Here is a 22,721-nt window from a genome sequence, read left to right as displayed (position 1 = left end):
CCTTGCCACATGTTTATGTTAGCGCAGCCTTGCCACGACATAATCCGCGATGTCCGACAGCATCTGAACCACCTCGCTCGCAGGCAGCACAGACAGTGCCGCCTTGGCTTTTTCCGCCCAGTCCAGTGCCACGTCGCGGGTCTCTTCGAGTGCGTTGTGGCGGTTCAAAAGCGCGATGGCATGGTCCAGATCGCCGTCGTCCTGCTTGCCCTTCTCGATGGTTTTCACCCAAAAGGCGCGCTCTGTCTCGTCCGCCTTGGCAATCGCTTTGATCAACGGCAGGGTCAGTTTGCGTTCGCGGAAATCGTCGCCGATGTTTTTTCCGGTCTGCGCCGAGCCCCAATAATCCAAAAGATCATCGACGATCTGAAACGAAATCCCAAGCGCATCGCCATAGTCAAACAGCGCCTTGATCACCGCGTCATCGGCATCGGCCAAAACGCCACCGACTTCGGTCGCCGCCGAAAACAGCGCTGCGGTTTTGCCGCGCACGACTTGCAGGTACACGCCTTCGTCGGTCTTCAAATCCTGCGCCGCAGTCAGTTGCAACACTTCGCCCTCGGCGATGGTCGCGGAGGCGTTGGAAAGGATTTGCAGCACACGCATGTTGTCGGCATCTGTCATCAACTGAAATGCGCGGGCAAAAAGGTAATCGCCCACCAGCACCGAAGATTTGTTGTCCCACAACAGGTTCGCCGTGGGGCGCCCACGCCGCTGCGCGCTTTCATCGACCACATCGTCATGCAACAGCGTGGCGGTGTGGATGAATTCGACCGTGGCGGCGAGGTGAATGTGATAGGGGCCCGTGTAGCCACAGGCCTTGGCCGCCGCCAAGGTCAGCATTGGGCGTAGCCGTTTGCCGCCGGCCTCGATCAAATGCGCGGTGACTTCGGGAATGCGCGGCGCGTGTTCAGAGGACATGCGTTCGCGGATCAGGGCGTTGACGGCCGCAAGCTCGGGCGCAAGATACGCGGCCAATTGCTCATGCGGTTTGATCGCCGCTTGTTTTGTCGCCTCACCCAAACTCATGGGACACTCCTTGTCTCGACAAACCCCTCGGTCTGTCTTTAAATCAAGTGATGAAACAGCTCCTGCGCACAACCGACCTGACCCAGATCATCTATGCCAAAGCCATCTTGTCCGGGGAGGATATAGACTGCTTTGAAATGGACGTCCATATGAGCGTCCTTGAAGGCAGTCTTGGCATATTGCCGCGTCGTTTGATGGTTTTGGATGATGATCTTGATCAGGCGCGGCGGATTTTGCGCGATCATGATTTTGAATTGGAAGATCTGTGAATTCGGAGGCGACGGAGACCTGTGACGCGTTTTTGGGCGGGCGGGTGCAACTTTACCAACCGGCAGACGGCTATCGTGCCGGCGTCGATCCGGTTTTGTTGGCGGCGGCAACGCCTGCGCAGCCGGGCCAGACGGTGTTGGAATTGGGGTGTGGTGCCGGGGCCGCGTCGCTGTGTTTGCATGCGCGGGTGACAGGGCTGTCGCTGACCGGGGTCGAGATGCAGCCACTCTACGCCGATCTTGCTCGCCGCAATGCGGTTCTGAACGGTGCTGATATGAGGATTGTGGACGCCGATTTGCGGCATCTGCCGTCGGATATAAAGGCGCGCGGATTTGATCATGTGATCGCCAATCCACCCTATTATGACCGCGCCCGTTCGACGTCCTCCATCAATGCCGGGCGGGATATGGCCCTTGCGGGTGACACGCCGCTGAGCGATTGGATTGATGTGGCCGCGAAACGGCTTGCGCCCAAAGGTTATCTGACGATGATCCAAAAGGCGGATCGCCTCCCGGATATTTTGACACCGCTGATGGCGCGGCTTGGCTCTGTCCGGGTGCGGGCCATTCAGCCGCGTGTGGGGCGGTTGGCCGAACTGGTGATTGTTCAGGCGCGCAAGGGCGGGCGGGCGGCGTTTGTGATGGAACCGCCGCTGATCCTGCATGAGGGCGAGCGACACCTGCGCGATGGCGAAAGCTACACGGCTCAGGTGTTAACCATTTTGCGCGAAGGTGGGGATTTGCCCTGGGGGCATTAATCCTTTGGCAATATTTCGCGCGCAACCCTGATCACGCCATTTTGTTCCAAAACAAACCCGTGACACGACTCAAAATCTATGGTGCACTTGTTACATAGCTTTTACATTGAAGCTAAATCAAACGAAGAGGAGAAGACATGAGCTTGATTTCCCACATTGAGGAATTGAAGAAAAAGCACAAATCCCTCTCTGAAGCCGTCGAAATTGCGCAACGCTCGCCAAGCGCAGACGACCTTCGGATCGCAGACCTGAAAAAGCAAAAACTTCGGATCAAGGAAGAGATCGCCCGTTTGAGTACGACCTAAAGAGGGCCATCAAGCGTCCCTATACGGATCATCATTCGGTCTGGCGGCTTGCAAAAGCGGCCAGTCCGGCACCGGCGGTGATCATTCCCGCCGAGAGCAAAAGCAGCAAACGCGGCTCAGTCACCCCTCCAAGGATCAAAGCCCCCGTTGACAAAAGCGGCGCGGCATATGCCGCTGTTGCAAGCAGTTGAATGTCGCCCTTTTTCATCCCCACATCCCACAAGTAAAACGCACCGCCTGCGGGACCCAGTCCCAATGCGATCAGCGCCCCCCATCCTATGTGAGTTGCGGGCCAAACGGTTTGTTCAAAGGCCAAATGCGAAATCAGTGACAGCAGTGCGGCCAAAAGGCAAAACACCGCGACAGAGGCGGTGGTGACATGGCCGATCCGGCGCGAGATCACCGAATATCCGGCCCATGTGAAGGCCCCGGCCAAGGCCAAAAGATAGCCAAGCCCCGCGTCCCCCGCAAAGGACGTACCACGCGCAATGACGAGGACGGCCCCCACCAGCGCAAGCACGGCCCCCAAGATGTGCAGCGGGCGTAGACGTTCGCCGGGCAAAAGACCGGAAAACAGCACGATCAGCAAAGGCCAGAGGTAGTTGATCAATCCCGCTTCCGCCGGAGGGGCGAGGCGCAAGGAGGAGAAATACAGGAAGTGGTAGCCAAAAATGCCAAGCGTTCCAAAGCCATAGACCAAGGGCGAAACGCGTTTCAAATCCCGCCATGCGCGGTTTTTGGCGATCCAGATCAGGCCAATCCCGCCGCCAATGGCAAAGCTGATCGCATTGAGTTGCAGCGCCGGAACCGGCGTGCTGGCCACGGTGAACAGCGCCAAAAGCGCCCAGAGAAGGACGGCGAGAAAGCCGATGGATGTGGCGGTTTGACGTGTCATTGCGCGAGATAGCCGTAAGTTTTGAAGCAGCGCAATATAAAAAGGGGCCACGCCTGTGACCCCTTTCAAACTTTATCTCAACGCCTTAGGCGAGGTATTGGCCGCCGTTGGCCGTGATGGTCGAGCCGGTGATGAAGCCAGCCTCATCAGAGGCCAAAAACACCACACAGCGGGCGATGTCTTCGGGTTCGCCAAGGCGTCCGACCGGGATGGTTGAAATGATCGACTCGCGGACTTTTTCCGGCACGGCCATGACCATTTCGGTCGCGATATAGCCGGGGCAAATCACGTTGACGGTGACGCCAGCGCGCGCGCCTTCTTGGGCCAGGGCTTTGGTGAACCCGATGTCGCCCGCTTTCGCCGCCGAATAGTTCACTTGCCCAAACTGACCTTTTTGACCGTTGATCGAGGAAATGTTGATCACCCGGCCAAATTTGCGCTCGCGCATGCCCGGCCAGATCGGATGGGTCATGTTGAACACGCCGGAGAGGTTGGTGTCCATCACCTGCTGCCACTGCTCGCGGGTCATCTTGTGGAACGGCGCGTCGCGGGTGATGCCCGCGTTGTTGACAAGGATGTCGACCGGGCCAAGCTCGGCCTCGACCTTGGCAATGCCCTCAACACAGCCATCGTAATCTGCCACGGACCATTTAAAGGTCTTGATGCCGGTTTCCTCGGTGAATTTCGCAGCGGCGTCGTCATTGCCCGCATAGTTTGCAGCCACGGTGTAGCCTGCGTCTTTCAGGGCCTTCGAAATGGCGGCGCCAATCCCGCGCGTTCCCCCGGTCACGATTGCGACTTTGGACATGATACTCCTCCCTATCAAATCTTCTGTTGGAAATCTTGTTATCCAAAATATTCTGCAGTCGCAACAATATTACTTAGCCGATGCAGAAATTTTTTGGCGTGACGGCATCGTCCCATGACATGGCTCCCGATATTTTGGACATGAACACTGTACCGCCCATTCATGACAAACTGAATGCGGTGCGGGATCAAGAGCTATTTTGCAAAGGGGGTGTTTGCGCTACCATTTTGTAGGCTTTGGGCTTGTTTGAGACAAGCAAGAGGGGAGAGGCCCCGAAGAGGCCCCTCCCAGATTGGCTATCAATCCCGTTCGACGCAGAGGGCAACGCCCATGCCGCCGCCAATGCAAAGTGTGGCGAGGCCTTTCTTGGCATCGCGGCGCTGCATCTCAAACAAAAGCGTGTTGAGGATACGCGCACCAGAGGCGCCGATCGGGTGGCCGATGGCAATCGCCCCGCCGTTTACGTTCACCACGGCCGGATCCCAGCCCATGTCTTTGTTCACGGCACAGGCCTGTGCGGCAAAGGCTTCGTTGGCTTCGACCAGATCAAGATCCTGAGCCTTCCAGCCCGCTTTTTCGAGCGCTTTGCGGGAGGCATGGATCGGGCCGACGCCCATGATCGACGGGTCGAGACCGGCGGTTGCATAGGAGGCGATGCGGGCCAGCGGTTGGATGCCGCGTTTGGCCGCGTTGTCTGCCGACATCAAAAGCACGCCAGCCGCACCATCGTTGATCCCCGAGGCGTTGCCTGCGGTGACAGATCCCTCTTTATCAAAGGCCGGGCGCAGTTTTTGCAAGGACTCCAACGTCGCGCCGTGACGGATGTATTCGTCGGCATCAACCATGATTTCGCCCTTACGGGTTTTCACCGCGAAAGGGATGATTTCATCAGAGAATTTCCCAGCCTTTTGCGCCGCTTCGGCTTTGTTTTGCGAGGCAAGGGCAAAGGCGTCCTGCATGTCGCGGGAAATCTGCCATTGATTGGCAACGTTTTCGGCGGTGATGCCCATGTGGTAGCCGTTAAAAGCGTCCCAAAGGCCGTCTTTGATCATCGAATCGATGAATTTCATATCGCCCATTTTATGGCCAGCACGCAGGTTGGCGACATGGGGAGACATGGACATGTTTTCTTGGCCGCCGGCACAGACGATATCGGCATCCCCCAACATGATGTGTTGGGTGGCGAGGGCGACGGTGCGCAGGCCCGAGCCACAGACTTGGTTGATGCTCCATGCGGCGGATTCTTGCGGCAGACCGGCGTTGATATGGGCTTGGCGTGCCGGGTTTTGACCCTGACCCGCAGTCAGCACCTGACCAAGAATGGTTTCAGACACCTCGCCTTTTTCAATCCCGGCACGCGCAACCAGCGCTTCAAGGACTGCGGCGCCGAGGTCGTGGGCCGGGGTATTGGCGAAAGCGCCCGAAAAGCTGCCGACGGCAGTTCGTGCTGCGGATGCGATAACGACATTGGTCATGATGGTCTTCTCTCCCAGAATGGTTGTGGGGAGATTGCCCAATGGCTGGATTTTTTGCAACAATATTGCGCGGCTCCCCACCAAAGCAGTAGGCTGCGCGCGCAGCATTTTCAACCATCAATCCCAGGATGAGGCGGTTTGACGCCCGGCTAGCTGGCTTTTCGGGGTGTTTCTTTGGTTTGCCACGCTGGATCAATTGTGGCCGCGCCGAAGTAGTGGCCCTGCATGCAATCGATCCCGATTGAACTCAGGTATTGGGCATCTGCTTCGGTTTCGACAAATTCGGCCACCGTATACATGTCGAAATGTTTGGCGACAGAGACGAGCGCCTGTGTCAGGACCTGATTGTCGGGGTTTGTTGCAATGCCGCGGATAAAGCTGCCATCAATTTTGACAATGTCGAAATAGAATTCTTTGAGATAGCGGAAGGCGGTATAGCCCGCGCCAAAATCATCAAGAGCAAAGGAAATGCCCATAGATTGCAGCTCTTTCATGAAGACAGACACAAGATCAGGCATCACCATGGCGGAGCTTTCGGTGATCTCCAAAATAAGACGTTCGGCGACGGTTGCGTTTTTGGCCAAACCAAGGTGAAGCGTTTCTTTCCAGCGGGGATAGCCAATAGAGCGTGCCGACATGTTGATCGCAAGGCGCAATGTCGGGTGTTCGTTAAGGGCCGTAAGCCCAAGTTCAAGCGCGAGACAGTCGAGTTGGCGACCGGTCTCAGTGGTCTCGGCAACTTCCATAAACTCGCGCGCTGGAATCACCCGTCCGGTTTGATCCAAAACACGAATGAGGCCTTCGAAAAAGGCGGGACGGTCCGGGCGCAACGTTTGGACAATAGGTTGATACGCCAGCATCACCTGTTTTTTACGCAGGGCCGAATGCACCATATCCATTGTGTTTTGATCGCGCTCTGCGACCGCAGCCGACAGTGGGCTACCAAAATCATCGTGGCCATAGAAAGAGGCATTCATCCCGTCACCTTGCCTTAAAGCATCCGTATTGTGAGACCGACTTTGAAAGAGTTGGGATAACGGCAGGTAAACTTTCAAATTTGTCCAAGACTTTAGAGAAATTTTGAACAATTGCATAAAGCATTGATGCGATTTGTAAATTTAAGGGAAAACGTGAAATTGTCCAAAAATCCGGGGTATTTACATTGAATTTTTCTTTCTAAAAGGGCGCGGGTTTGCGGGCCAAGGCAAAAACTGCCGTCGCATAAATGTCGCATAAATATCGAATGACAAAACAGGATCGATTTGAAACGGCTTAACCATATTGAAAGTAACCTTTGCTCAACTGCGATCAAATCAGACAATTGGGCACAACATGTCATTTCAAAACTCTGCAACAGCCTTTTCCTCAAACCGTGAAGAGGCACCGTTCTCAATCGACGAACTGTTCTTTTCACGGACAGATGAGCGCGGTGTGATCGCGGCCGGGAACGAAGTTTTTCGCCGGATTTCCGAATATTCCTGGCAAGAACTTGTTGGTGCCCCCCATAAGATCATTCGACATCCCGATATGCCGAAAGGGATTTTCTATATTCTGTGGGAGCGGCTCAAAAAAGGGCTGGCCACGGGCGCTTATGTGAAAAACCGTGCGAAAGATGGCCGATATTATTGGGTCTACGCGGTCATTTCGCCGATTGAGGGCGGCTATGTTTCCGTACGGATGAAACCCTCTTCGAAAGTCTTTTCTCAGGCTCAGGTCGCCTATGCGGAGGCTTTAAAATTAGAAGAAAATGAAGGGCTTACTCCCGAAGAAAGTGCTGCGAAAATTCGCGAAGTATTGCGGGGTCTCGGGTTCCCAACCTATGCGGCTTTCAGTTCGTTTGCGATTGCACAAGAGATGGCGGCCCGCGACGCCGCACTCGCTCGGGTCGAAGACGGGCGTTTGCGCAGTATGAAAGAGCTTTTGCCGCGGCTGCATGACCTTGAAGCAGAGCAACAGAAACTGTTCACGGCTTTTGCCAAAATTCGTGGGATTCCCTCGAATATGCGCATTGTTGCATCGCGGTTGGAACCTGCGGGAGGGCCGATCTCTGCAATCTCTCAAAATTATAGGTTGATGTCGGACGAAGTGACCAACCATCTTGGAGGATTCAGGGTCGAAAACGGCGCTCAAAGTATGACCGAATCGGTCCTGTCGCGAGTGCACCATGGTATTTTCATGATGGCCGCGGCACGGCTACAACGTGAAGTGAAAATGGTTGCGCTAGAGGCTTTCTTGACAGCGGCAGAAGGTGACGATTTCAAACATGAGGTGGAGGTTCTCACCACTTTACTCGACGCCTATTCCATTGATTCGGGGGCAGTTTTGGTGTCCGTCTTCAACGATGTGACCGGGCTCACGCGCTCTGCAAAGGATCTGCGCCAACTTGTGACGGGGCTTGATTCCATCCGGGTGCTGTGTCGCGTCGAAGCTGGGCGTCTTGGGGCGAATTCGGTGTCGCTCATGCCTGTCATTGATCAACTCGATAAATTCCACATCGAAATTGATGCGACTTTGGAGCGGATCATGCATCTTTCGGAGCGGGTGAAAACACTGGTTGAGGCGGCGATGCCGCGCACCACTAATGGGTCACTGCACTGCTATCATTCGTGAGGTCGTATTTGTTCAACAGTTCGGTCACAATCGCTTGGGCGGAGGGCGAGAACCAGTCCGCATCTCCGGTCATACGTGCGATTTCCTGGCCTTGCGGAGAAATCAAGATCGAGACAGGGAGGCCAAGCACTCCCATATCGCGCGCCATTGCGCCTTTGGGATCAAGCCGCGCCGTCAGCCCCTTGATCTGAGCGGTTTCAAAGAATTTTTCGATCGCGGGTGTGGGGTTGTGTCCGGTCGCAATGGGCAGAACCACAAACCCTTTGTCGCCAAACTCGGCGGAGAGCGCATCAAGCGCTGGCATCTCTTTGCGACACGGCGCACACCAAGTGGCCCAGAAATTGAGCAGGACAAGTTTGCCCGCATAGTCCGCAAGCGTTTCCTCAGCACCATCCATCGCCGTGAACGGCAACGCACTCACCTCTTTGGGGTCAGTGTGAAACCCCAATTTTTGCAAGCTGTCCTCGCGCAGCTCCATCACGCTTTGCATGTCCTGTGCGGCAGCAGGAATTGCACCAAGGCTCAGGGCCGTATAAAGGGTGGCGGCAATCAGATTTTTCAACATGTGGGTGTGTCCATGACCGATAAGAAATCAAACGCGATGTGGGGCGGGCGTTTCGCCGCCGGACCTGACGCGATTATGGAGGCGATCAATGCGTCCATTGGTTTCGACAAACGACTGGCCTCCCAAGATATTGCAGGTTCGCGCGCCCATGCTTTGATGCTTGCGCAACAGGGCATCATTACCGATAGCGATGCGCAGGCCATTCGGGAAGGCCTTCTCACGGTATTGTCAGAAATTGAAGCCGGAGAGTTCGTCTTTTCCACAGCGCTTGAAGACATCCACATGAACGTCGAATCCCGGCTTAAAGAGATCATCGGCGAACCGGCCGGGCGGTTGCACACGGCGCGCTCGCGCAACGATCAGGTTGCCACCGATTTCAAACTTTGGACCCGCGATCAAATGGACGCGGCGGTTTCCGGCCTTGAGGCGCTGATCCGCGCGTTGATGGCGCAGGCCGAAAAAGGCGCGGATTGGGTCATGCCCGGCTTTACTCATCTGCAAACCGCGCAGCCGGTGACCTGGGGTCATCACATGATGGCCTATGTCGAAATGTTTGGCCGCGATATGTCCCGGTTCAAAGACGCGCGCGCCCGGATGAACGAAAGCCCGCTGGGCTCTGCGGCTCTGGCGGGGACGGGTTTCCCGATTGATCGCCACATGACCGCCGAGGCTTTGGGCTTTGACCGTCCGACCGCCAACTCTTTGGATGCTGTGGCGGATCGCGATTTCGGTCTCGAATTTCTGAGCTGCGCGTCCATCACCGCCATGCACCTGTCGCGCTTTGCCGAGGAATTGGTGATCTGGTCCTCGGCGCAGTTCCGCTTTGTCGCGCTTTCGGATCGGTTCTCCACCGGTTCTTCGATCATGCCGCAAAAGAAAAACCCCGACGCCGCTGAGTTGATCCGCGCCAAGGTGGGGCGGATTTTTGGCGCCAATGTCGCGTTGATGATGGTGATGAAAGGCCTGCCTTTGGCCTATTCGAAAGACATGCAAGAAGACAAGGAACAGGTGTTCGACGCCGCCGACAACCTTATGTTGGCCCTCGCCGCGATGACCGGGATGGTGTCGGATATGAACGCGAACACCGACAATCTGCGCGCTGCCGCCGCCTCTGGGTTCTCCACTGCGACTGATCTTGCCGATTGGTTGGTGCGCGAAGCGGGCCTGCCGTTCCGCGATGCACATCATGTCACTGGCGCTTTGGTGGCGATGGCCGAGAAAAAGGGCTGTGATTTGCCTGATTTGAGCTTGGAGGAGATGACATCCGTTCACGAAGCGATCACCGAAGGCGTTTATAATGTCTTAACAGTTGAAAATTCGGTCGCGTCTCGCACAAGCTACGGAGGCACGGCGCCCTCGCAGGTCCGTGCACAAATTGCGCGTTGGAAAGAGGTGCTCGGATGATCCGTTTTATATGTGCTGTGGCGATGATCGGCCTTGTGGGGTGTGGTGTGGATGGCGACCCTGTCAAGCCGGAGGTGGGCGTGTCGACCACCGTGGGCGTGAATTCCAAACGCGGAAGTTACACTGACACTTCGGTTAACATTCACATTCCGCTGAACTGACTGAGGGCCCTCTGGCCCGGCATCTGAAAGACCCTACATGGATCATTTCCTTTATAGAGACGGTGTTTTATACGCCGAAGACGTGCCCGTGTCTGACATCGCGGCACAGGTTGGCACGCCGTTTTATGTCTATTCCACCGCCACATTGACGCGCCATTACAATCTGTTCGACGAGGCCTTGGGCGGGATGGATCATCTGGTCTGTTTCGCGATGAAATCGAACTCGAACCTTGCCGTGCTCAAACTCATGGGTGAGCTGGGCGCGGGGATCGACGTGGTGTCGATCGGGGAGTATCTCAAGGCCAAGGCGGCGGGCCTGCCGGGGGATCGGATCGTGTTTTCCGGCGTGGGCAAAACCCGTGATGAAATGCGTCAGGCTTTGATTGGCGGCATTCGTCAGTTTAATGTTGAAAGCGAACCCGAACTTGAGGCGCTCAATGAGGTGGCGATGTCTTTGGGCGTCAAAGCCCCGATTGCCTTGCGGGTGAACCCGGATGTGGACGCCAAAACCCATGCAAAAATTGCCACTGGGAAATCCGAAAACAAATTCGGTATTCCGATTGCCACATGCCGCGACGTCTATGCCCGCGCGGGCCAAATGCAGGGCATCGATGTGGTCGGTATTGATGTTCATATCGGCTCGCAATTGACCGAGCTTGCGCCGTTTGAATTGGCCTTTACCAAGGTGGCGGAACTGACCGAAGCCCTGCGCGCCGATGGTCACAACATCCGCCGGCTTGATCTCGGCGGCGGTCTGGGCATTCCTTATGAGCGTTCAAATGAGGCTCCGCCGCTGCCGGTGGAATATGGCGATGTGATCCGCAAAACCGTCGGTCATCTGGGCTGTGAGATCGAGATCGAGCCGGGGCGGCTGATTTCTGGCAATGCCGGGATTTTGGTGTCCTCGCTGATTTATCTCAAACATGGCGAAGGCCGCGATTTTCTCATCCTCGATGCGGCGATGAACGATCTCGTGCGGCCGTCGATGTATGACGCTCATCACGACATCATTCCAGTGATCGAACCCGGTGCAGGGGTTGAGCAATTGCCCTATGACATTGTTGGTCCGGTTTGCGAAACCGGCGATACATTTGCCAAGGCGCGCAACATGCCGCTTTTGGCGGAGGGCGATTTGGTCGCTTTCCGTTCGGCGGGGGCCTATGGCGCGGTGATGGCGTCGGAATATAATTCCCGCCCGCTCATTCCCGAGGTTTTGGTGAAAGACGATCAATTCGCTGTCATCCGCCCGCGTCCGAGCTTTGACGAGATGATAAATCGCGATACCATTCCTCAATGGCTTTGACACCCGCGCGATCCGGCGCGGCAAAACGGGCTGGATCGGGCAAATGTTATGGGATTTGACCAAGAAAAACGAACCCTCAACCTGAACGGGCCTTTGGCGCGCCGGGTGCGTTTTGCTTTGACTGCCACGGCTGTCGGGCTTTGGCTGGAACGTATCGGGCAGGTCTTTTGGCCGTTTTTCTCCGTCTTGATGGCGATGTGCGGGCTTGCCCTTTTGGGGCTGCATGACCTTTTGCCGACTATGGCGCGGATCGTTGTTTTGGCGTTGGCGGCGCTGACGCTGATTGGCAGTTTTGCCTTAGGTCTCTGGCGGTTCCGCCGTCCCGCGCCGCATGCGGCCTTGGCGCGGGTGGATGCCGCGCTACCGGGACAACCGTTGCAGGCGCTCACCGATACGCCCTTGGTCGGAGCCAATGATCCGGCGTCAAAAGGGCTTTGGGCCGCGCATCGCGCCCGTATGCTGATGCGTCTCAAAGATGTGCGCGCGGTCGGTCCGACCCTGCGCCTGTCTGCCGCCGATCCCTACGCGCTGCGTTTGATGGCGCTGACCGCGCTGGGCATGGGGGGCCTGTTTGGCTCTCTTGAACAGGCCCGCACGACCACCGATTTGGGCGCTTCCGGGTCGAACATTGCTGCTGGACCAAATTGGGAAGGTTGGGTGCAACCCCCGGCCTATTCGGGCAAGCCGACGCTGTATCTGGGGGATCTGAAAGACCAGTTTGATGTGCCGAAAGGCTCCAACGTGACCGTGCGCTTTTATGGTGAGGACGGGGTTTTAACCCTGTCCGAAACCGTGTCCGGCGAGCCGATTACGGGTGCAAGTGCGGTGCCGGATTTTGCCGTGCGTCAACCGGGCGAGATCGAAATTGATGGGCCAACGGGGCGTTTGTGGGATGTGGCGCTACAGCCCGACGCGGCCCCCACAGCCGAATTGATCGGTCCGATGACCCGTGCGCCGTCGGGTGAAACCCGGCAAAATTTCCGCCTCACCGATGATTTCGGTGTGGCGCGCGCGGTGCTGACGATCACGCGCGACCCGGAGGCGGTGGAAAAACGCTATGGCTATGTGTTGCCGCCTGAGGATCGTCCGGTGCTTGAGGTCACGGTGCCGCTGCCGCAGATCGGGGATCGGCACGAGATCGAAGGCATGATCGGCGAAAATCTGGCTCAACATCCGTTTGCGGGCTTGCCGGTTCAGATTTCCCTCACCGCGTGGGATGAGGCCGGGCAGGCCAGCGAAGAGGCCATTGGCGAGGCCATCCTGCCGACGCGGCGGTTTTTTGACCCGCTGGCCGCGGCTTTGATTGATGTCCGCCAAGAGTTGTTGTGGAACCGCGAAAACGCCGCGCGCGCCGCCCAGGTGATCCGCGCGGTCACGGTTGATCCGACGCAAATGTTCGATGATATGCGCCATTATTTCCGCCTGCGCGAGGTGGTCGGTATGATCGAGGGGCGCGAGGACCCGATGTCTGATGCACAGCTTGGTGAGGTGACGGACGCGCTTTGGGAAGTCGCGCTTTTGCTCGAAGATGGACAGTTGAAAGACGCACTTGAGCGGCTGCACCAGGCCCAGGAACGGCTGAGTCAAGCCATGCGCGACGGGGCGACGCCGGAGGAAATTCAAAAGCTGATGCAAGAGCTGCGCGAGGCGACCCGCGATTATATGCAGCAATTGGCCGAGCAACAGGGCGAGCAGGGTGATGACACCGATATGCCCGATCAAGGCGAGCAAGACGGCCAGCAGATCACCGGCGATCAGTTGCAACAATTGATGGACCGCATTCAGGAATTGATGGAGCAGGGCCGGATGGCCGAGGCGCAGCAGCTTTTGGACATGCTGGCCGAAATGCTTGAAAATATGCGTGTGACGCAAAGCGAGGGGCAGGGCCAAGGCGGCGAGAGCATGCAAGGCTTGCAAGACATGCTGCGCGACCAACAACAGCTCAATGATGATACGTTTTCTGACCTGCAAGAACAGTTCGGCGGTGGTCAGCCCCAAGGTGAACAGGGGAATCAGGGCGAGCCACCCCAGACGGGTGAAGGTCAGGGGGGCGAAGGACAGGAAGACGAAGGGCAGGGCACGGAGCCGAATGGTCAGTCTTTGGCCGAGCGTCAACAGGCCTTGCGCGATCAACTGGCGCGCCAACGTCAGTCGATGGATGGTGCAGGTGGTGGCGACGAGGAGGGGCTTGGCGGCGCTTTGGATCGGGCGGATCGGGCGATGGATGAGGCCGAAGAGGCGCTTGGCCAAAACGATTTGTCCGGCGCGCTCGACAGTCAGGCCGAGGCGATGGAAGCCCTGCGCGACGGGATGCGCCAGCTTGGCGAACAACAGGCGCAATCGCAGCAGGAGCAAGAGGGCCAGCAGGGCGAAGCGGGCGGACAATCTGGCAGTGATCCAATGCGGCGTGATCCGCTTGGGCGCGCGGCTGGGGACACTGGGCAGTTTGGGTCAGACGAGCCGCTTCACGAAGGCGAGGACGTCTATCGCCGAGCAGAAGAACTCACCGATGAAATCCGCCGCCGCTCTGCCGAACAAGACCGCCCAGAAGACGAACGTGACTATCTCAACCGTCTTTTGGATCGGTTTTGAGGCGAGAGTGTTGATCTCACTTAAAGCGTCACGCCTTTAACCTGAGACAGGGGAAAGGAGTGATGCTGCCAGACATATCCATGGTGTGGGCGTTCCGTCATAAACCCGTGAAACAGGTTTATGGCGGAACGCTTTAGCTGTTGAGTTGGCTCAAAAGCGCGTTGAGGCGCGTGCTTGCCGCCGACATGGCGCGATCCAGCCAGGCGCGGAACCCATTTGCCACCGTCACATAGGCGTCCATCACGCCCGCAAGCGACGGGATCTTTTGCGCGATCAGCGGCGCAAAGAGATAGAGCCCGACCAAGACCACGGTGAGAAGCACCAAAAGCCCAAAGCCCGTGCGAAAGCTGGAACGTTCGGCGCGGGCGCGGCGGGTGTCTTCGTCGGGCACTGTGCCGTCTTCGTCTCGGTCTGATGAGGCGCTGAGGGTGGAGTTGATTTCTTCGATGTCAGGCAACAGATCGCGGCGTTTGCCGGTGGCAGCGGCGGCACTCCCTGCAATGATCCCCGAATCCGCCGGATCAAGTCCGCGCAACCGCGCCATGCGGTCGCGAAGGCTCTTTTTGGCGGCGTCTTGGGATGGCTCTTCCAGTCCCAAATCAGGTTGGGATTCAAGCGGATCACTTTCCGGGCGGCGCATGGTTTGGTCAAATTCGACCTCGGCGCGCAGGATGTCGCGCACGCTGTCTTTGAGCACAGAACTCCGCCGGGCCTCGTCGATTGGAGTGGTTTCATCTTCCGGGGCTGTGTCATCCGCGCCATCGTCGATGTCCGGCTCAGGTTCTAGCTCAGCCTCGGGTGTGACCTCTGGCGCAGGAGTGGCAATCGGTTCTGGTGTTGGCTCTGCCTCGACTTCGGGCTCAGGCTCCGTGTCAAAATTGGGCATCTCGGCGGCGGCTGGTGCCGTGGCGTCGAAACCGGGTTGCTCCGGGGCCTCTTCAGGATGCTCGTATCCCAGCTCTTCGGCCAGATCCTTGTCCTGATGCGCGGGCTGTTGAAACCAAGTGTGACCACAGTTTGAGCATTGAACATCGCGCCCCGTGTCGGGAATGACACGTGCGTCAACTTCGTATTGCGCTCCGCAATTGGGACAAATAAGCCGCATTTTTTCCCCTGCCACAGCAAAATCCGTGCTTAGCACGTTTAGTTTGACGGAATTGTTAACGTCCCAAGCCAGATTGTCCATGTTTTTGCGACAGTTGCATTGAAAGCTTTTGACCAGTGAGGCAAAACTGTCGCGACAGAGAACAGGGGTTTGGGTGTGATCGAGTTTCATGATGCTGGCTACGGCTACGGGGGGCGAGAGCTTCTTACGGAGATGACGCTCTCGCTTGCGCCGGGGTCGTTTCACTTTTTAACCGGCCCGTCGGGGACGGGCAAAACCACGTTTCTCAAACTATGCTACCGCGAGCTACAGGCGACGGCGGGGCGGGTTTCGATCCTTGGTCAGGATACCCGCGATATGGGGCGTGATGAGGTGGCACAGCTCAGACGCAAGATCGGGGTGGTGCATCAGGATTGCCAGTTTCTGGATCATTTGAGTCTGGGCGAAAACGTGGCCCTGCCTTTGACGGTGGCCGACCGGCCGCGCGACGATCAGGATTTGGTGGACCTTTTGGCCTGGGTCGGATTGACCGAACAGATCAAAGCCAAGCCGCCCGAACTCTCCGGCGGCGAACGCCAGCGCGCGGCTTTGGCGCGAGCGGTGATCATGTCCCCCGATGTGATTTTGGCCGATGAACCGACGGGGAATGTCGATTGGGAGATGTCATTGCGGTTGTTGCAATTGCTGATCGAACTCAATCGCATGGGCAAAACCGTGGTGATTGCGACCCATGATATGCATTTGATTCGGCAGGCGAAATCTCAGGTGCCCGCACGGGTGTTGCGGATTTCCAATCGCCGCATTCAACAGGCGGGGGCAGATCTGTGAAAACCATTCTTTTGCCGTTCCTTACCTTTTCCGAAAGCGCGCAAGGCCGCGTTGTGCCGCCTTCGGGTTTTACCGCGCGCCTGACGGTGCTGACCGCGGCGGCGATGGCGTTTTTGGCAGTGTTTGCACTGGCTTTGTCTTTGGCAACCGGACGTTTGGCCGAACGTTGGGGCAATGAGTTGGCCCGCGCTTCCACGGTGCGCATTTCCGCGCCCGAAGATCAGGTTGACGCTCAGATCAAAGCCGCGCTTGATGTGTTGAACACCACACCGGGCGTCGCCTCGGCGCGGGTTTTGAGCCGGGACGAAGAGATGGCGCTGCTTGAGCCATGGTTCGGCCCGTCCTTGCCAGTCGATACCCTCCCTTTGCCCGCACTGATTGAAGTGATCGAAACGGCGGAGGGGTATGATGGCGAAGGCCTGCGGTTGCGCTTGGCCGGAGAAGCCCCCGGCGCTGTTCTCGATGACCATAGCCGCTGGCGCCGTCCTCTGATCAAGGCGGCAAGTCGGCTTCGGTTCTTAGGCTATGTGTCCTTGATCCTGATAGCAGGGGTGACGGCGGGGATGATCACCCTGGCCGCCAATGCCGCACTTGCCGCCAACGCCCAAGTGATCCGCACCCTGCGCCTTGTCGGGGCCACGGACAGCTATATCGCCCGCGCCTTTGAGCGCCGCTTTACGCTGCGTGGCTTTACCGGGGCTGTGATCGGTGCGTTTTTTGGCACCGTTGCCGTAGCGCTTTTGCCAAGTGCGCAGCTGGAGGGCGGATTTCTCACCGGGCTCGGCTTTTCCGGGCTACAGTGGTTCTGGCCCTGTGTGATCCCGCCGCTGGCGGGTTTTGTGGCGTTTCTGGCCACACGGTTTGCTGCTCTGCAAACCCTACGGAGATTGATGTGATGCCCTATCCGATTCAATGGTTCCTCTCTTTGATCTTCGTGGTTCAGATGTATCTGGCGATGATCGTTCTGGCGCTTGTCTTTGCACCCTTTGCGATGATCAGCCGGGTCTATGCCTATGCGGCGTGTCGGACCTATTGCCGTTGGGTGCGGTTTTCGGCGCGCTGGTTGGTTGGGCTGCGCTCCGAAATTCGGGGCGACATCCCTACGGATGAGGTTTTGATCGCCTCCAAACACCAAAGTTTTTTCGACATCATCATGATCGTTTCGGTCGTCCCGCGGCCAAAATTCATCATGAAAAAGCAACTCACCTTGACCCCGATCGTTGGTTATTACGCCAAGCGGATCGGCTGTGTCGCGGTGGATCGTGGCAAGCGCGGGCAGGCGATCAAAAAGATGGTCGCGGATGTGAAATCCGGATCATCTTTGCCGGGGCAACTGATCATTTTCCCACAAGGCACCCGAGTGGCTGCGGGGGTGCATATGCCGTACAAAGTGGGCACGGGTGTTCTGTATGAACAAACCGGGCAAGGCATCGTGCCCGCCGCCACCAATGTGGGCGTATTCTGGCCGCGCCGTGGCGTGTATCGCGCGCGCGGTTTGGCCGTGGTCGAGTTCTTGCCTCGGATCACGCCGGGAAAGCCGATCAAAGAGGTCATGAAAGAGCTGGAAGAGGTGATTGAAACCGCCTCGGATCAATTGATGGCTGAGGCTGGATTTACGTTGCCATCGCGTGCGACATAATCCGTCATTGTTGTGTCATCCTTTCGGGTTAGGCCGCCTGTAAAAGGAAGATGCAAGATGACGCCGATCAAAACCATCGAAGACCTTGAGGCGCTTTATGGCGCGCCCGGACCCGCCGCCACGCAAAAGGTGGCGCGTCGCGTCACACCGGAGTTTCGCATCTGGCTTGCCCGGTCGCGGTTTTGCATTCTCTCAACGGTGGGACCAGAAGGCACCGATGCCTCGCCGCGCGGCGACGATGGCGCTGTGGTGCGTGAATTGGACGCCGGAACGCTGGCTTTGCCGGACTGGCGCGGCAACAACCGGATCGACAGCCTGCGCAATATCGTTCGCGATCCTCGGGTCTCTTTGATGTTTTTTGTGCCGGGGTCCAACAACGTGGTGCGGATCAATGGCCGGGCGTTTGTCACCGGCGATGACGATCTGTGTCGGTCTTTTGAAAAAGGCGGACGCCATCCCCGGACAGTGATCGTGATCGAGATTGCTGAGATTTACACCCAATGCGCGCGCGCTTTGATGCGCTCCGGGCTTTGGGCCGCGGGGGACGAAAGCGCGGGACTGCCGAGTGTGGGCGATATTTTGGCGGCGCTGACCGAGGGCCGTGTCGGCGGCAAAGCCTATGACGAAGAATGGCCGGAGCGCGCCGCGAACAGCATGTGGTAAAAACGCCGCGTGAAGGCGGCGTTTTTGTCTGAAATAAATGTGTTAGGCCGCGAGCCCTTTTGACCCCACGTCCAGGAACTTCTTGCGACGCTCTTTCAGGATCGCATCGGGTTTTTTCTTTTTCAGCGGTGCAAGCAGGGCTTCAATCGCTTTGCCAACGGCGGCGATGGTTGCTTGCGGGTCGCGCTGCGCACCGCCCAAAGGTTCGGGGATGATCTGATCAATCACGCCGAGCTTTTGCAAATCCTGCGCGGTCAGGCGCAGAGCCTCAGCCGCTTCGCGCATTTTCTCCGCGTCTTTCCAAAGGATCGAGGCGCAGCCTTCCGGGGTGATCACCGAATAGACCGAATGTTCCAACATCGCGACCTTATTGGCCGAGGCGAACGCCACAGCCCCGCCAGAACCGCCTTCGCCAATGATTACTGAGATCAGCGGCACTTTGAGTTGCAGGCATTTCTCCGTGGAGCGGGCGATGGCTTCGGATTGACCGCGTTCTTCGGCGCCTTTGCCGGGGTAGGCACCGGGGGTGTCGACCAAAGTGATGACCGGAAGGCCAAACCGATCCGCAAGCTCCATCAAACGGATGGCTTTGCGGTAGCCTTCGGGGCGGGCCATGCCGAAATTGCGTTCGATGCGCGACTTGGTGTCATGGCCCTTTTCCTGACCGATCACCACAACGGGTTGATCATTAAACCGGGCCAGCCCGCCCATCACCGCATGGTCATCGGCGAAATTGCGGTCGCCCGCCAAGGGGGTGTATTCGGTAAAAAGCGCCTCGATATAGTCGCGGCAATGCGGACGATCCGGGTGACGCGCGACCTGACATTTGCGCCAGGGGCTCAAACCTTTGTAGAGGTCTTTCAAGATGTCGACAGCTTTTTTATCAAGGCCCGCGGCCTCTTTTTCCACATCCATCTCCGCATTGGCCCGCGCTAAGGCGCGCAGTTCTTCGGCTTTGCCTTCGATTTCCGCAAGGGGTTTTTCGAATTCGAGATAATGGGTCATGCTGTACTCCGACACTGGTCTTGTCTGTATATGGCGATTTTCGCGCGCCGGTGCAACTCGGCAAGATTTGCAAAGCGCATCTATGCGAGGACGAGGAGCGAAAGGGGCAAAGAATGGCACAAGATTACGATCATCGACTGTTGCGTGTGCTCACCTATATCGAGGCCAATTTGGAGGGGGATTTATCGCTGGACCAATTGGCGGAGGTGGCCGCGCTCAGCCGATTCCATTTTCATCGGGTGTTTCGCGCGATGACCGGGGAAACCGTCGCACAGGCGGTGCGGCGCGTGCGGTTGCGCGCTGCGGCGGCTGAATTGTTGCGCGGGGGTGAGCCGATTGAGGCAATCGCTGCCCGGCATGGCTATCCCAATCTGTCCAGTTTTTCGCGCGCCTTTCGCGATCAAAATGCAATGAGCCCCGGCGCGTTTCGGGAGCGTGGCTTTGTCACGCCCCAGCCGTTGTCCGAGACACTGCCACGACAAAAGGAGTTTACAATGTACGACATCGACATCCGCGATATGCCCGCCCATCGCCTCGCCGCGATTGCGCATCTGGGTGATTATATGAAAGTGAATCAAGCCTTTGGCAAAGCCGGTGCCGTGCTCGGCGCGCGCGGGATGATGCAACAGGCGGGGCCGATGATTGGCGTCTATCTGGACGATCCCTCATCGGTGCCTTTGGACGCGCTGCGCTCCTATGCGGGGATGAGTGTACCGGAGGGGGCCTTGATCGAAGAGCCATTGGAGGAGATTGCTTTGGTCGGCGGCAAATATGCGGTTTTACGCTATGTTGGCCCCTATGAGGGCTTGCCCAAGGCCTATGCCACGTTGTTTGGGTCGTGGTTGCCGCAAAGCGGTGAAGTGCCCCGCGATGCGCCGCCCTATGAACTCTATGAAAACACGCCGATGGACACAGCACCCGAGGATTTGGTCACGCTGATCTGTGTGCCTTTGCAGTAAAAATACGCCCTGGGGATTGCTCCCCAGGGCGCGCGTCACCTCAACAGTCAGGGCCTCCCCGCCCCACCCGGAGGAGATCAGCTATTGGCGATCAATTCGGACTGGGCGACGATGACCTCAGCCTGTTTGATCGACGCGATGTCAACAAGGCGGCCCTTGTACACGGTCGCGCCTTCGCCATTGGCTTTGGCGGCGTCCATTGCGGCCAAAATCTCGCGGGCCTCTGCCACGGCTTCGTCCGAAGGGGTGAACACCTCATTGGCCAAGGCGATCTGTTTCGGGTGGATTGCCCATTTGCCGACCATGCCGAGGGTGGCGGAGCGGCGGGCCTGTGCCCGATAGCCTTCGTCATCGGAGAAGTCGCCAAACGGACCATCGACCGGCAGGACACCATGGGTGCGGCAGGCGGCGACGATGGCGGTTTGGGCCCAATGCCACGGATCGGAATAATGCCGGGTGTCGCCGTGCAGCATGTAATAGTTGTCCTGCGTGCCGCCGATACCGGTGGTTTGCATGCCCATGGAGGCGGCAAAATCCGCGGCCCCAAGGCTCATGGCGACAAGGCGCGGGGAGGCGCTTGCAATCGCTTCGACATGGGCAATACCCGCCGCCGATTCGATGATCACTTCGAAAGTGATCCGCTTGGTCCGGCCTTTGGCGCGCTCAATCGCGGTGACCAAGGCGTCAACGGCATAAATGTCCTCGGCGCAACCGACTTTCGGGATCATGATCTGATCCAGACGCTCGCTGGCTTGTTCCAAAAGATCGACCACATCGCGATACCAATACGGTGTGTCGAGCGAGTTGATTCGCACGGCCAGCGTTTTCTTGCCCCAATCAATCGTGTTGATGGCTTCGATGATATTGGCGCGGGCGGTGTCTTTGTCGGAAGGTGCGACAGAATCCTCAAGATCAAGGTTGATCACATCCGCCGCAGAGGCTGCCATTTTCGGGAACAGTTTGGTGTTTGAGCCTGGGCCAAAAAGTTGGCACCGGTTTGGCCGTTCCACGGGGGCGGGCTGAAGGCGGAAGGACATGTCGGTTCCTTTCGGTAATGATGTTTCTAAATTTCTGTTCGCATTGATATAATCTTGCGCAATTATCCGCAAGAGTCATTTTGCTCCTGCGGCAAATCCCGAGTCATTCCGAAAACCAAGTTTATTTTCTGCCTATTTTGTGTACATAAGAGAATTTCTCCCGAAAATAGAAACCAAATGGAGTTTTTCTCCCAAAAGGACAGCGTTGCTGCCCAATTTTCGAAGCACTTTGCAGCGATTCACTTACACACTCATCCAAACGCAACTGGAGAGCTGCCATGATTGAAACGCCATACCTTCTTTTCCTCGGTGACGCCTCTGACCAACTGGCCGCAAAAGTGGCACAGGGGATCAAGGACTGGCGCCCGGAATTTGCCCTTGGTCAATTCCGTATGGAGGGCTGTAAAGCCGATATGAAATTGCCCGACATGGACCTCAATGAGGCCAAAGCGGCGGGCGCAAAGACGCTGGTGATCGGGGTGGCCAACCGGGGTGGCGTGATCAGCCCGGCTTGGAAAAAAGTTCTGATCCAGGCGCTGGAAGAGGGGTTCGATCTGGCATCGGGCCTTCATAACCTGCTGCGCGACGAGGAAGACCTCGCCGCCGTGGCCAAAGCCTGCGGTCGCACGTTGCATGACGTGCGTGTCCCTTCGGTGAAATACCCCATTGCCAATGGCGTAAAGCGGTCCGGCAAACGCTGTTTGGCTGTTGGCACCGATTGTTCGGTGGGGAAAATGTACACCGCGCTGGCGATGGATGCGGAAATGCGCGCACAGGGGATGAAATCCACCTTCCGCGCCACGGGTCAGACCGGCATTCTGATCACCGGCGACGGCGTGCCTTTGGACGCGGTTGTGGCCGATTTCATGGCGGGGTCGATCGAATATCTGACGCCCGACAATGACGACGATCATTGGGATTTGATCGAGGGGCAGGGCAGCCTGTTCCACGTGTCCTATTCTGGTGTGACCATGGCTTTGGTCCATGGCGGTCAACCGGACGCGTTGATCCTGTGTCACGAACCGACGCGTGAGCATATGCGCGGTCTGCCGGGATATGCTTTGCCAACGCTTGAAGCGCTGCGCGATGTGGCTCTGACCTTGGCCAAAGTGGCAAACCCGGACTGTGTTGTGGTCGGCATCTCCGTAAACACCCAACATATGTCCGAAGAGGAGGCTGTCGCCTATCTCGGGCGGGTTGAAACCGAGATGGGCCTGCCTGCGGTCGATCCGTTCCGCCATGGTGCTGCACGTCTGGTCGAAGCGCTGGCGAACCTCTAAATGTCAACGAGGGCGTCTTTGGGCGCCCTCA

The 22,721-nt window shown here is 57.6% G+C and carries 23 protein-coding genes; 14 read left to right on the top strand and 9 right to left on the bottom strand.

Going from position 1 to position 22,721, the window contains the following annotated elements; translation table 11 throughout:
- Positions 1–18: 18 nt before the first annotated feature.
- Complete coding sequence (locus BLT54_RS10710; RefSeq protein ID WP_074644761.1) at positions 19–1,029, bottom strand: polyprenyl synthetase family protein; 1,011 nt, start codon at positions 1,027–1,029, stop codon at positions 19–21.
- A 50-nt stretch (positions 1,030–1,079) separates the two neighbouring features.
- Here BLT54_RS10710 and BLT54_RS10705 point away from each other — a divergent pair, with 50 nt between their 5' ends.
- The 3 genes from BLT54_RS10705 (at position 1,080) to BLT54_RS10695 (ending at position 2,361) form a co-directional block, all read left to right on the top strand.
- Positions 1,080–1,298 (top strand): putative signal transducing protein, encoded by a 219-nt coding sequence (locus BLT54_RS10705; protein ID WP_074644759.1) that lies wholly within the window; start codon positions 1,080–1,082, stop codon positions 1,296–1,298.
- Positions 1,295–2,056 carry a tRNA1(Val) (adenine(37)-N6)-methyltransferase gene (locus BLT54_RS10700; protein ID WP_074644757.1) on the top strand — a complete coding sequence of 254 codons (762 nt, stop codon included), beginning with the start codon at positions 1,295–1,297 and terminating at the stop codon, positions 2,054–2,056. Before BLT54_RS10705 ends, BLT54_RS10700 begins: the two co-directional genes overlap by 4 nt.
- 137 nt (positions 2,057–2,193) lie before the next feature.
- Positions 2,194–2,361 (top strand): YdcH family protein, encoded by a 168-nt coding sequence (locus BLT54_RS10695; RefSeq protein WP_074644755.1) that lies wholly within the window; start codon positions 2,194–2,196, stop codon positions 2,359–2,361.
- 31 nt (positions 2,362–2,392) lie between these two features.
- Here the strand turns inward: BLT54_RS10695 and yddG are convergent, their stop codons facing one another.
- The 4 genes from yddG to BLT54_RS10675 all read right to left on the bottom strand — a co-directional run bounded on the left by yddG (position 2,393) and on the right by BLT54_RS10675 (position 6,516).
- Positions 2,393–3,256 carry an aromatic amino acid exporter YddG gene (gene yddG, locus BLT54_RS10690; RefSeq protein WP_074644981.1) on the bottom strand — a complete coding sequence of 288 codons (864 nt, stop codon included), beginning with the start codon at positions 3,254–3,256 and terminating at the stop codon, positions 2,393–2,395.
- Positions 3,257–3,341: 85 nt separating this feature from the next.
- The gene (gene phbB, locus BLT54_RS10685; RefSeq protein ID WP_074644752.1) at positions 3,342–4,064 is read right to left on the bottom strand and encodes a beta-ketoacyl-ACP reductase; all 723 of its coding nucleotides are present in this window, start codon (positions 4,062–4,064) and stop codon (positions 3,342–3,344) included.
- 299 nt (positions 4,065–4,363) lie between these two features.
- Positions 4,364–5,539: an acetyl-CoA C-acetyltransferase gene (locus tag BLT54_RS10680; protein ID WP_074644750.1), complete on the bottom strand. Its 1,176-nt coding sequence runs from the start codon at positions 5,537–5,539 to the stop codon at positions 4,364–4,366.
- Between the two features lie 149 nt (positions 5,540–5,688).
- On the bottom strand, positions 5,689–6,516 hold the full coding sequence (locus tag BLT54_RS10675) for an EAL domain-containing protein (protein WP_074644748.1): 828 nt from the start codon (positions 6,514–6,516) through the stop codon (positions 5,689–5,691).
- 355 nt (positions 6,517–6,871) lie between these two features.
- On the opposite strand from BLT54_RS10675, the gene BLT54_RS10670 reads away from it, so the two are divergent.
- Entirely contained in the window at positions 6,872–8,149 is a 1,278-nt protein-coding gene (locus BLT54_RS10670; RefSeq protein WP_074644746.1) for a PAS domain-containing protein, read from the top strand.
- Here the strand turns inward: BLT54_RS10670 and BLT54_RS10665 are convergent.
- Positions 8,118–8,714 carry a TlpA family protein disulfide reductase gene (locus BLT54_RS10665; protein WP_083351786.1) on the bottom strand — a complete coding sequence of 199 codons (597 nt, stop codon included), beginning with the start codon at positions 8,712–8,714 and terminating at the stop codon, positions 8,118–8,120. The two genes, BLT54_RS10670 and BLT54_RS10665, sit on opposite strands and share 32 nt — an antisense overlap.
- Positions 8,715–8,726: 12 nt before the next feature.
- On the opposite strand from BLT54_RS10665, the gene argH reads away from it, so the two are divergent.
- Genes argH through BLT54_RS10650 form a run of 4 tightly spaced genes read left to right on the top strand, consistent with a single transcriptional unit; the run spans position 8,727 to position 14,174 of the window.
- The gene (gene argH / locus BLT54_RS10660) at positions 8,727–10,118 is read left to right on the top strand and encodes an argininosuccinate lyase (protein WP_074644979.1); all 1,392 of its coding nucleotides are present in this window, start codon (positions 8,727–8,729) and stop codon (positions 10,116–10,118) included.
- Positions 10,115–10,279 carry a hypothetical protein gene (locus tag BLT54_RS22550; protein WP_176832867.1) on the top strand — a complete coding sequence of 55 codons (165 nt, stop codon included), beginning with the start codon at positions 10,115–10,117 and terminating at the stop codon, positions 10,277–10,279. The genes argH and BLT54_RS22550 overlap by 4 nt, the downstream gene beginning before the upstream one ends.
- A gap of 37 nt (positions 10,280–10,316) precedes the next feature.
- On the top strand, positions 10,317–11,582 hold the full coding sequence (gene lysA / locus BLT54_RS10655; protein ID WP_074644744.1) for a diaminopimelate decarboxylase: 1,266 nt from the start codon (positions 10,317–10,319) through the stop codon (positions 11,580–11,582).
- Between the two features lie 48 nt (positions 11,583–11,630).
- Positions 11,631–14,174 carry a DUF4175 domain-containing protein gene (locus tag BLT54_RS10650; protein WP_074644742.1) on the top strand — a complete coding sequence of 848 codons (2,544 nt, stop codon included), beginning with the start codon at positions 11,631–11,633 and terminating at the stop codon, positions 14,172–14,174.
- A 133-nt stretch (positions 14,175–14,307) separates the two neighbouring features.
- On the opposite strand, the gene BLT54_RS10645 is transcribed toward BLT54_RS10650, so the two are convergent.
- On the bottom strand, positions 14,308–15,450 hold the full coding sequence (locus BLT54_RS10645; RefSeq protein ID WP_083351785.1) for a zinc-ribbon domain-containing protein: 1,143 nt from the start codon (positions 15,448–15,450) through the stop codon (positions 14,308–14,310).
- 42 nt (positions 15,451–15,492) lie between these two features.
- Here BLT54_RS10645 and BLT54_RS10640 point away from each other — a divergent pair, with 42 nt between their 5' ends.
- Genes BLT54_RS10640 through BLT54_RS10625 form a run of 4 tightly spaced genes read left to right on the top strand, consistent with a single transcriptional unit; the run spans position 15,493 to position 18,409 of the window.
- Positions 15,493–16,107: a cell division ATP-binding protein FtsE gene (locus BLT54_RS10640; RefSeq protein WP_425429334.1), complete on the top strand. Its 615-nt coding sequence runs from the start codon at positions 15,493–15,495 to the stop codon at positions 16,105–16,107.
- Positions 16,104–17,003 carry a cell division protein FtsX gene (locus tag BLT54_RS10635; protein WP_074644739.1) on the top strand — a complete coding sequence of 300 codons (900 nt, stop codon included), beginning with the start codon at positions 16,104–16,106 and terminating at the stop codon, positions 17,001–17,003. Before BLT54_RS10640 ends, BLT54_RS10635 begins: the two co-directional genes overlap by 4 nt.
- Positions 17,003–17,746 (top strand): lysophospholipid acyltransferase family protein, encoded by a 744-nt coding sequence (locus tag BLT54_RS10630; RefSeq protein ID WP_074644737.1) that lies wholly within the window; start codon positions 17,003–17,005, stop codon positions 17,744–17,746. Before BLT54_RS10635 ends, BLT54_RS10630 begins: the two co-directional genes overlap by 1 nt.
- Positions 17,747–17,803: 57 nt before the next feature.
- Complete coding sequence (locus BLT54_RS10625; protein ID WP_074644735.1) at positions 17,804–18,409, top strand: pyridoxamine 5'-phosphate oxidase family protein; 606 nt, start codon at positions 17,804–17,806, stop codon at positions 18,407–18,409.
- Positions 18,410–18,451: 42 nt separating this feature from the next.
- On the opposite strand, the gene BLT54_RS10620 is transcribed toward BLT54_RS10625, so the two are convergent.
- Positions 18,452–19,414, bottom strand: coding sequence for an acetyl-CoA carboxylase carboxyltransferase subunit alpha (locus tag BLT54_RS10620; protein WP_074644733.1), 963 nt, complete (start codon positions 19,412–19,414; stop codon positions 18,452–18,454).
- A 113-nt stretch (positions 19,415–19,527) separates the two neighbouring features.
- Here BLT54_RS10620 and BLT54_RS10615 point away from each other — a divergent pair, with 113 nt between their 5' ends.
- Positions 19,528–20,373, top strand: coding sequence for an AraC family transcriptional regulator (locus BLT54_RS10615; RefSeq protein ID WP_074644731.1), 846 nt, complete (start codon positions 19,528–19,530; stop codon positions 20,371–20,373).
- Between the two features lie 77 nt (positions 20,374–20,450).
- Here BLT54_RS10615 and BLT54_RS10610 read toward each other — a convergent pair whose 3' ends face one another.
- On the bottom strand, positions 20,451–21,410 hold the full coding sequence (locus tag BLT54_RS10610; protein WP_074644728.1) for an L-malyl-CoA/beta-methylmalyl-CoA lyase: 960 nt from the start codon (positions 21,408–21,410) through the stop codon (positions 20,451–20,453).
- A gap of 278 nt (positions 21,411–21,688) precedes the next feature.
- Between BLT54_RS10610 and dgcN the strand changes: the two genes are divergently transcribed.
- Positions 21,689–22,690, top strand: coding sequence for an N-acetyltransferase DgcN (gene dgcN, locus BLT54_RS10605; protein ID WP_074644726.1), 1,002 nt, complete (start codon positions 21,689–21,691; stop codon positions 22,688–22,690).
- The last annotated feature ends 31 nt before the right edge of the window (positions 22,691–22,721 follow it).

The organism is Celeribacter baekdonensis, from assembly GCF_900102315.1.
Taxonomy (GTDB): domain Bacteria; phylum Pseudomonadota; class Alphaproteobacteria; order Rhodobacterales; family Rhodobacteraceae; genus Celeribacter; species Celeribacter baekdonensis.
This window is presented reverse-complemented; position numbering and strand designations above follow the sequence as displayed.

Excerpts from the sequence above, each read along its gene's own strand:
- BLT54_RS10625 (WP_074644735.1), top strand. The coding sequence starts at position 17,804 with ATGACGCCGATCAAAACCATCGAAGACCTTGAGGCGCTTTATGGCGCG.
- BLT54_RS10675 (WP_074644748.1), bottom strand. The coding sequence starts at position 6,516 with ATGAATGCCTCTTTCTATGGCCACGATGATTTTGGTAGCCCACTGTCG.
- BLT54_RS10630 (WP_074644737.1), top strand. The coding sequence starts at position 17,003 with ATGCCCTATCCGATTCAATGGTTCCTCTCTTTGATCTTCGTGGTTCAG.
- dgcN (WP_074644726.1), top strand. The coding sequence starts at position 21,689 with ATGATTGAAACGCCATACCTTCTTTTCCTCGGTGACGCCTCTGACCAA.
- BLT54_RS10620 (WP_074644733.1), bottom strand. The coding sequence starts at position 19,414 with ATGACCCATTATCTCGAATTCGAAAAACCCCTTGCGGAAATCGAAGGC.
- BLT54_RS10645 (WP_083351785.1), bottom strand. The coding sequence starts at position 15,450 with ATGAAACTCGATCACACCCAAACCCCTGTTCTCTGTCGCGACAGTTTT.
- BLT54_RS10640 (WP_425429334.1), top strand. The coding sequence starts at position 15,493 with ATGACGCTCTCGCTTGCGCCGGGGTCGTTTCACTTTTTAACCGGCCCG.
- BLT54_RS10670 (WP_074644746.1), top strand. The coding sequence starts at position 6,872 with ATGTCATTTCAAAACTCTGCAACAGCCTTTTCCTCAAACCGTGAAGAG.
- lysA (WP_074644744.1), top strand. The coding sequence starts at position 10,317 with ATGGATCATTTCCTTTATAGAGACGGTGTTTTATACGCCGAAGACGTG.
- BLT54_RS10650 (WP_074644742.1), top strand. The coding sequence starts at position 11,631 with ATGGGATTTGACCAAGAAAAACGAACCCTCAACCTGAACGGGCCTTTG.
- BLT54_RS10705 (WP_074644759.1), top strand. The coding sequence starts at position 1,080 with ATGAAACAGCTCCTGCGCACAACCGACCTGACCCAGATCATCTATGCC.
- BLT54_RS10680 (WP_074644750.1), bottom strand. The coding sequence starts at position 5,539 with ATGACCAATGTCGTTATCGCATCCGCAGCACGAACTGCCGTCGGCAGC.
- BLT54_RS10710 (WP_074644761.1), bottom strand. The coding sequence starts at position 1,029 with ATGAGTTTGGGTGAGGCGACAAAACAAGCGGCGATCAAACCGCATGAG.
- argH (WP_074644979.1), top strand. The coding sequence starts at position 8,727 with ATGACCGATAAGAAATCAAACGCGATGTGGGGCGGGCGTTTCGCCGCC.
- BLT54_RS10695 (WP_074644755.1), top strand. The coding sequence starts at position 2,194 with ATGAGCTTGATTTCCCACATTGAGGAATTGAAGAAAAAGCACAAATCC.
- BLT54_RS10610 (WP_074644728.1), bottom strand. The coding sequence starts at position 21,410 with ATGTCCTTCCGCCTTCAGCCCGCCCCCGTGGAACGGCCAAACCGGTGC.
- BLT54_RS10615 (WP_074644731.1), top strand. The coding sequence starts at position 19,528 with ATGGCACAAGATTACGATCATCGACTGTTGCGTGTGCTCACCTATATC.
- BLT54_RS22550 (WP_176832867.1), top strand. The coding sequence starts at position 10,115 with ATGATCCGTTTTATATGTGCTGTGGCGATGATCGGCCTTGTGGGGTGT.
- phbB (WP_074644752.1), bottom strand. The coding sequence starts at position 4,064 with ATGTCCAAAGTCGCAATCGTGACCGGGGGAACGCGCGGGATTGGCGCC.
- yddG (WP_074644981.1), bottom strand. The coding sequence starts at position 3,256 with ATGACACGTCAAACCGCCACATCCATCGGCTTTCTCGCCGTCCTTCTC.
- BLT54_RS10665 (WP_083351786.1), bottom strand. The coding sequence starts at position 8,714 with ATGTTGAAAAATCTGATTGCCGCCACCCTTTATACGGCCCTGAGCCTT.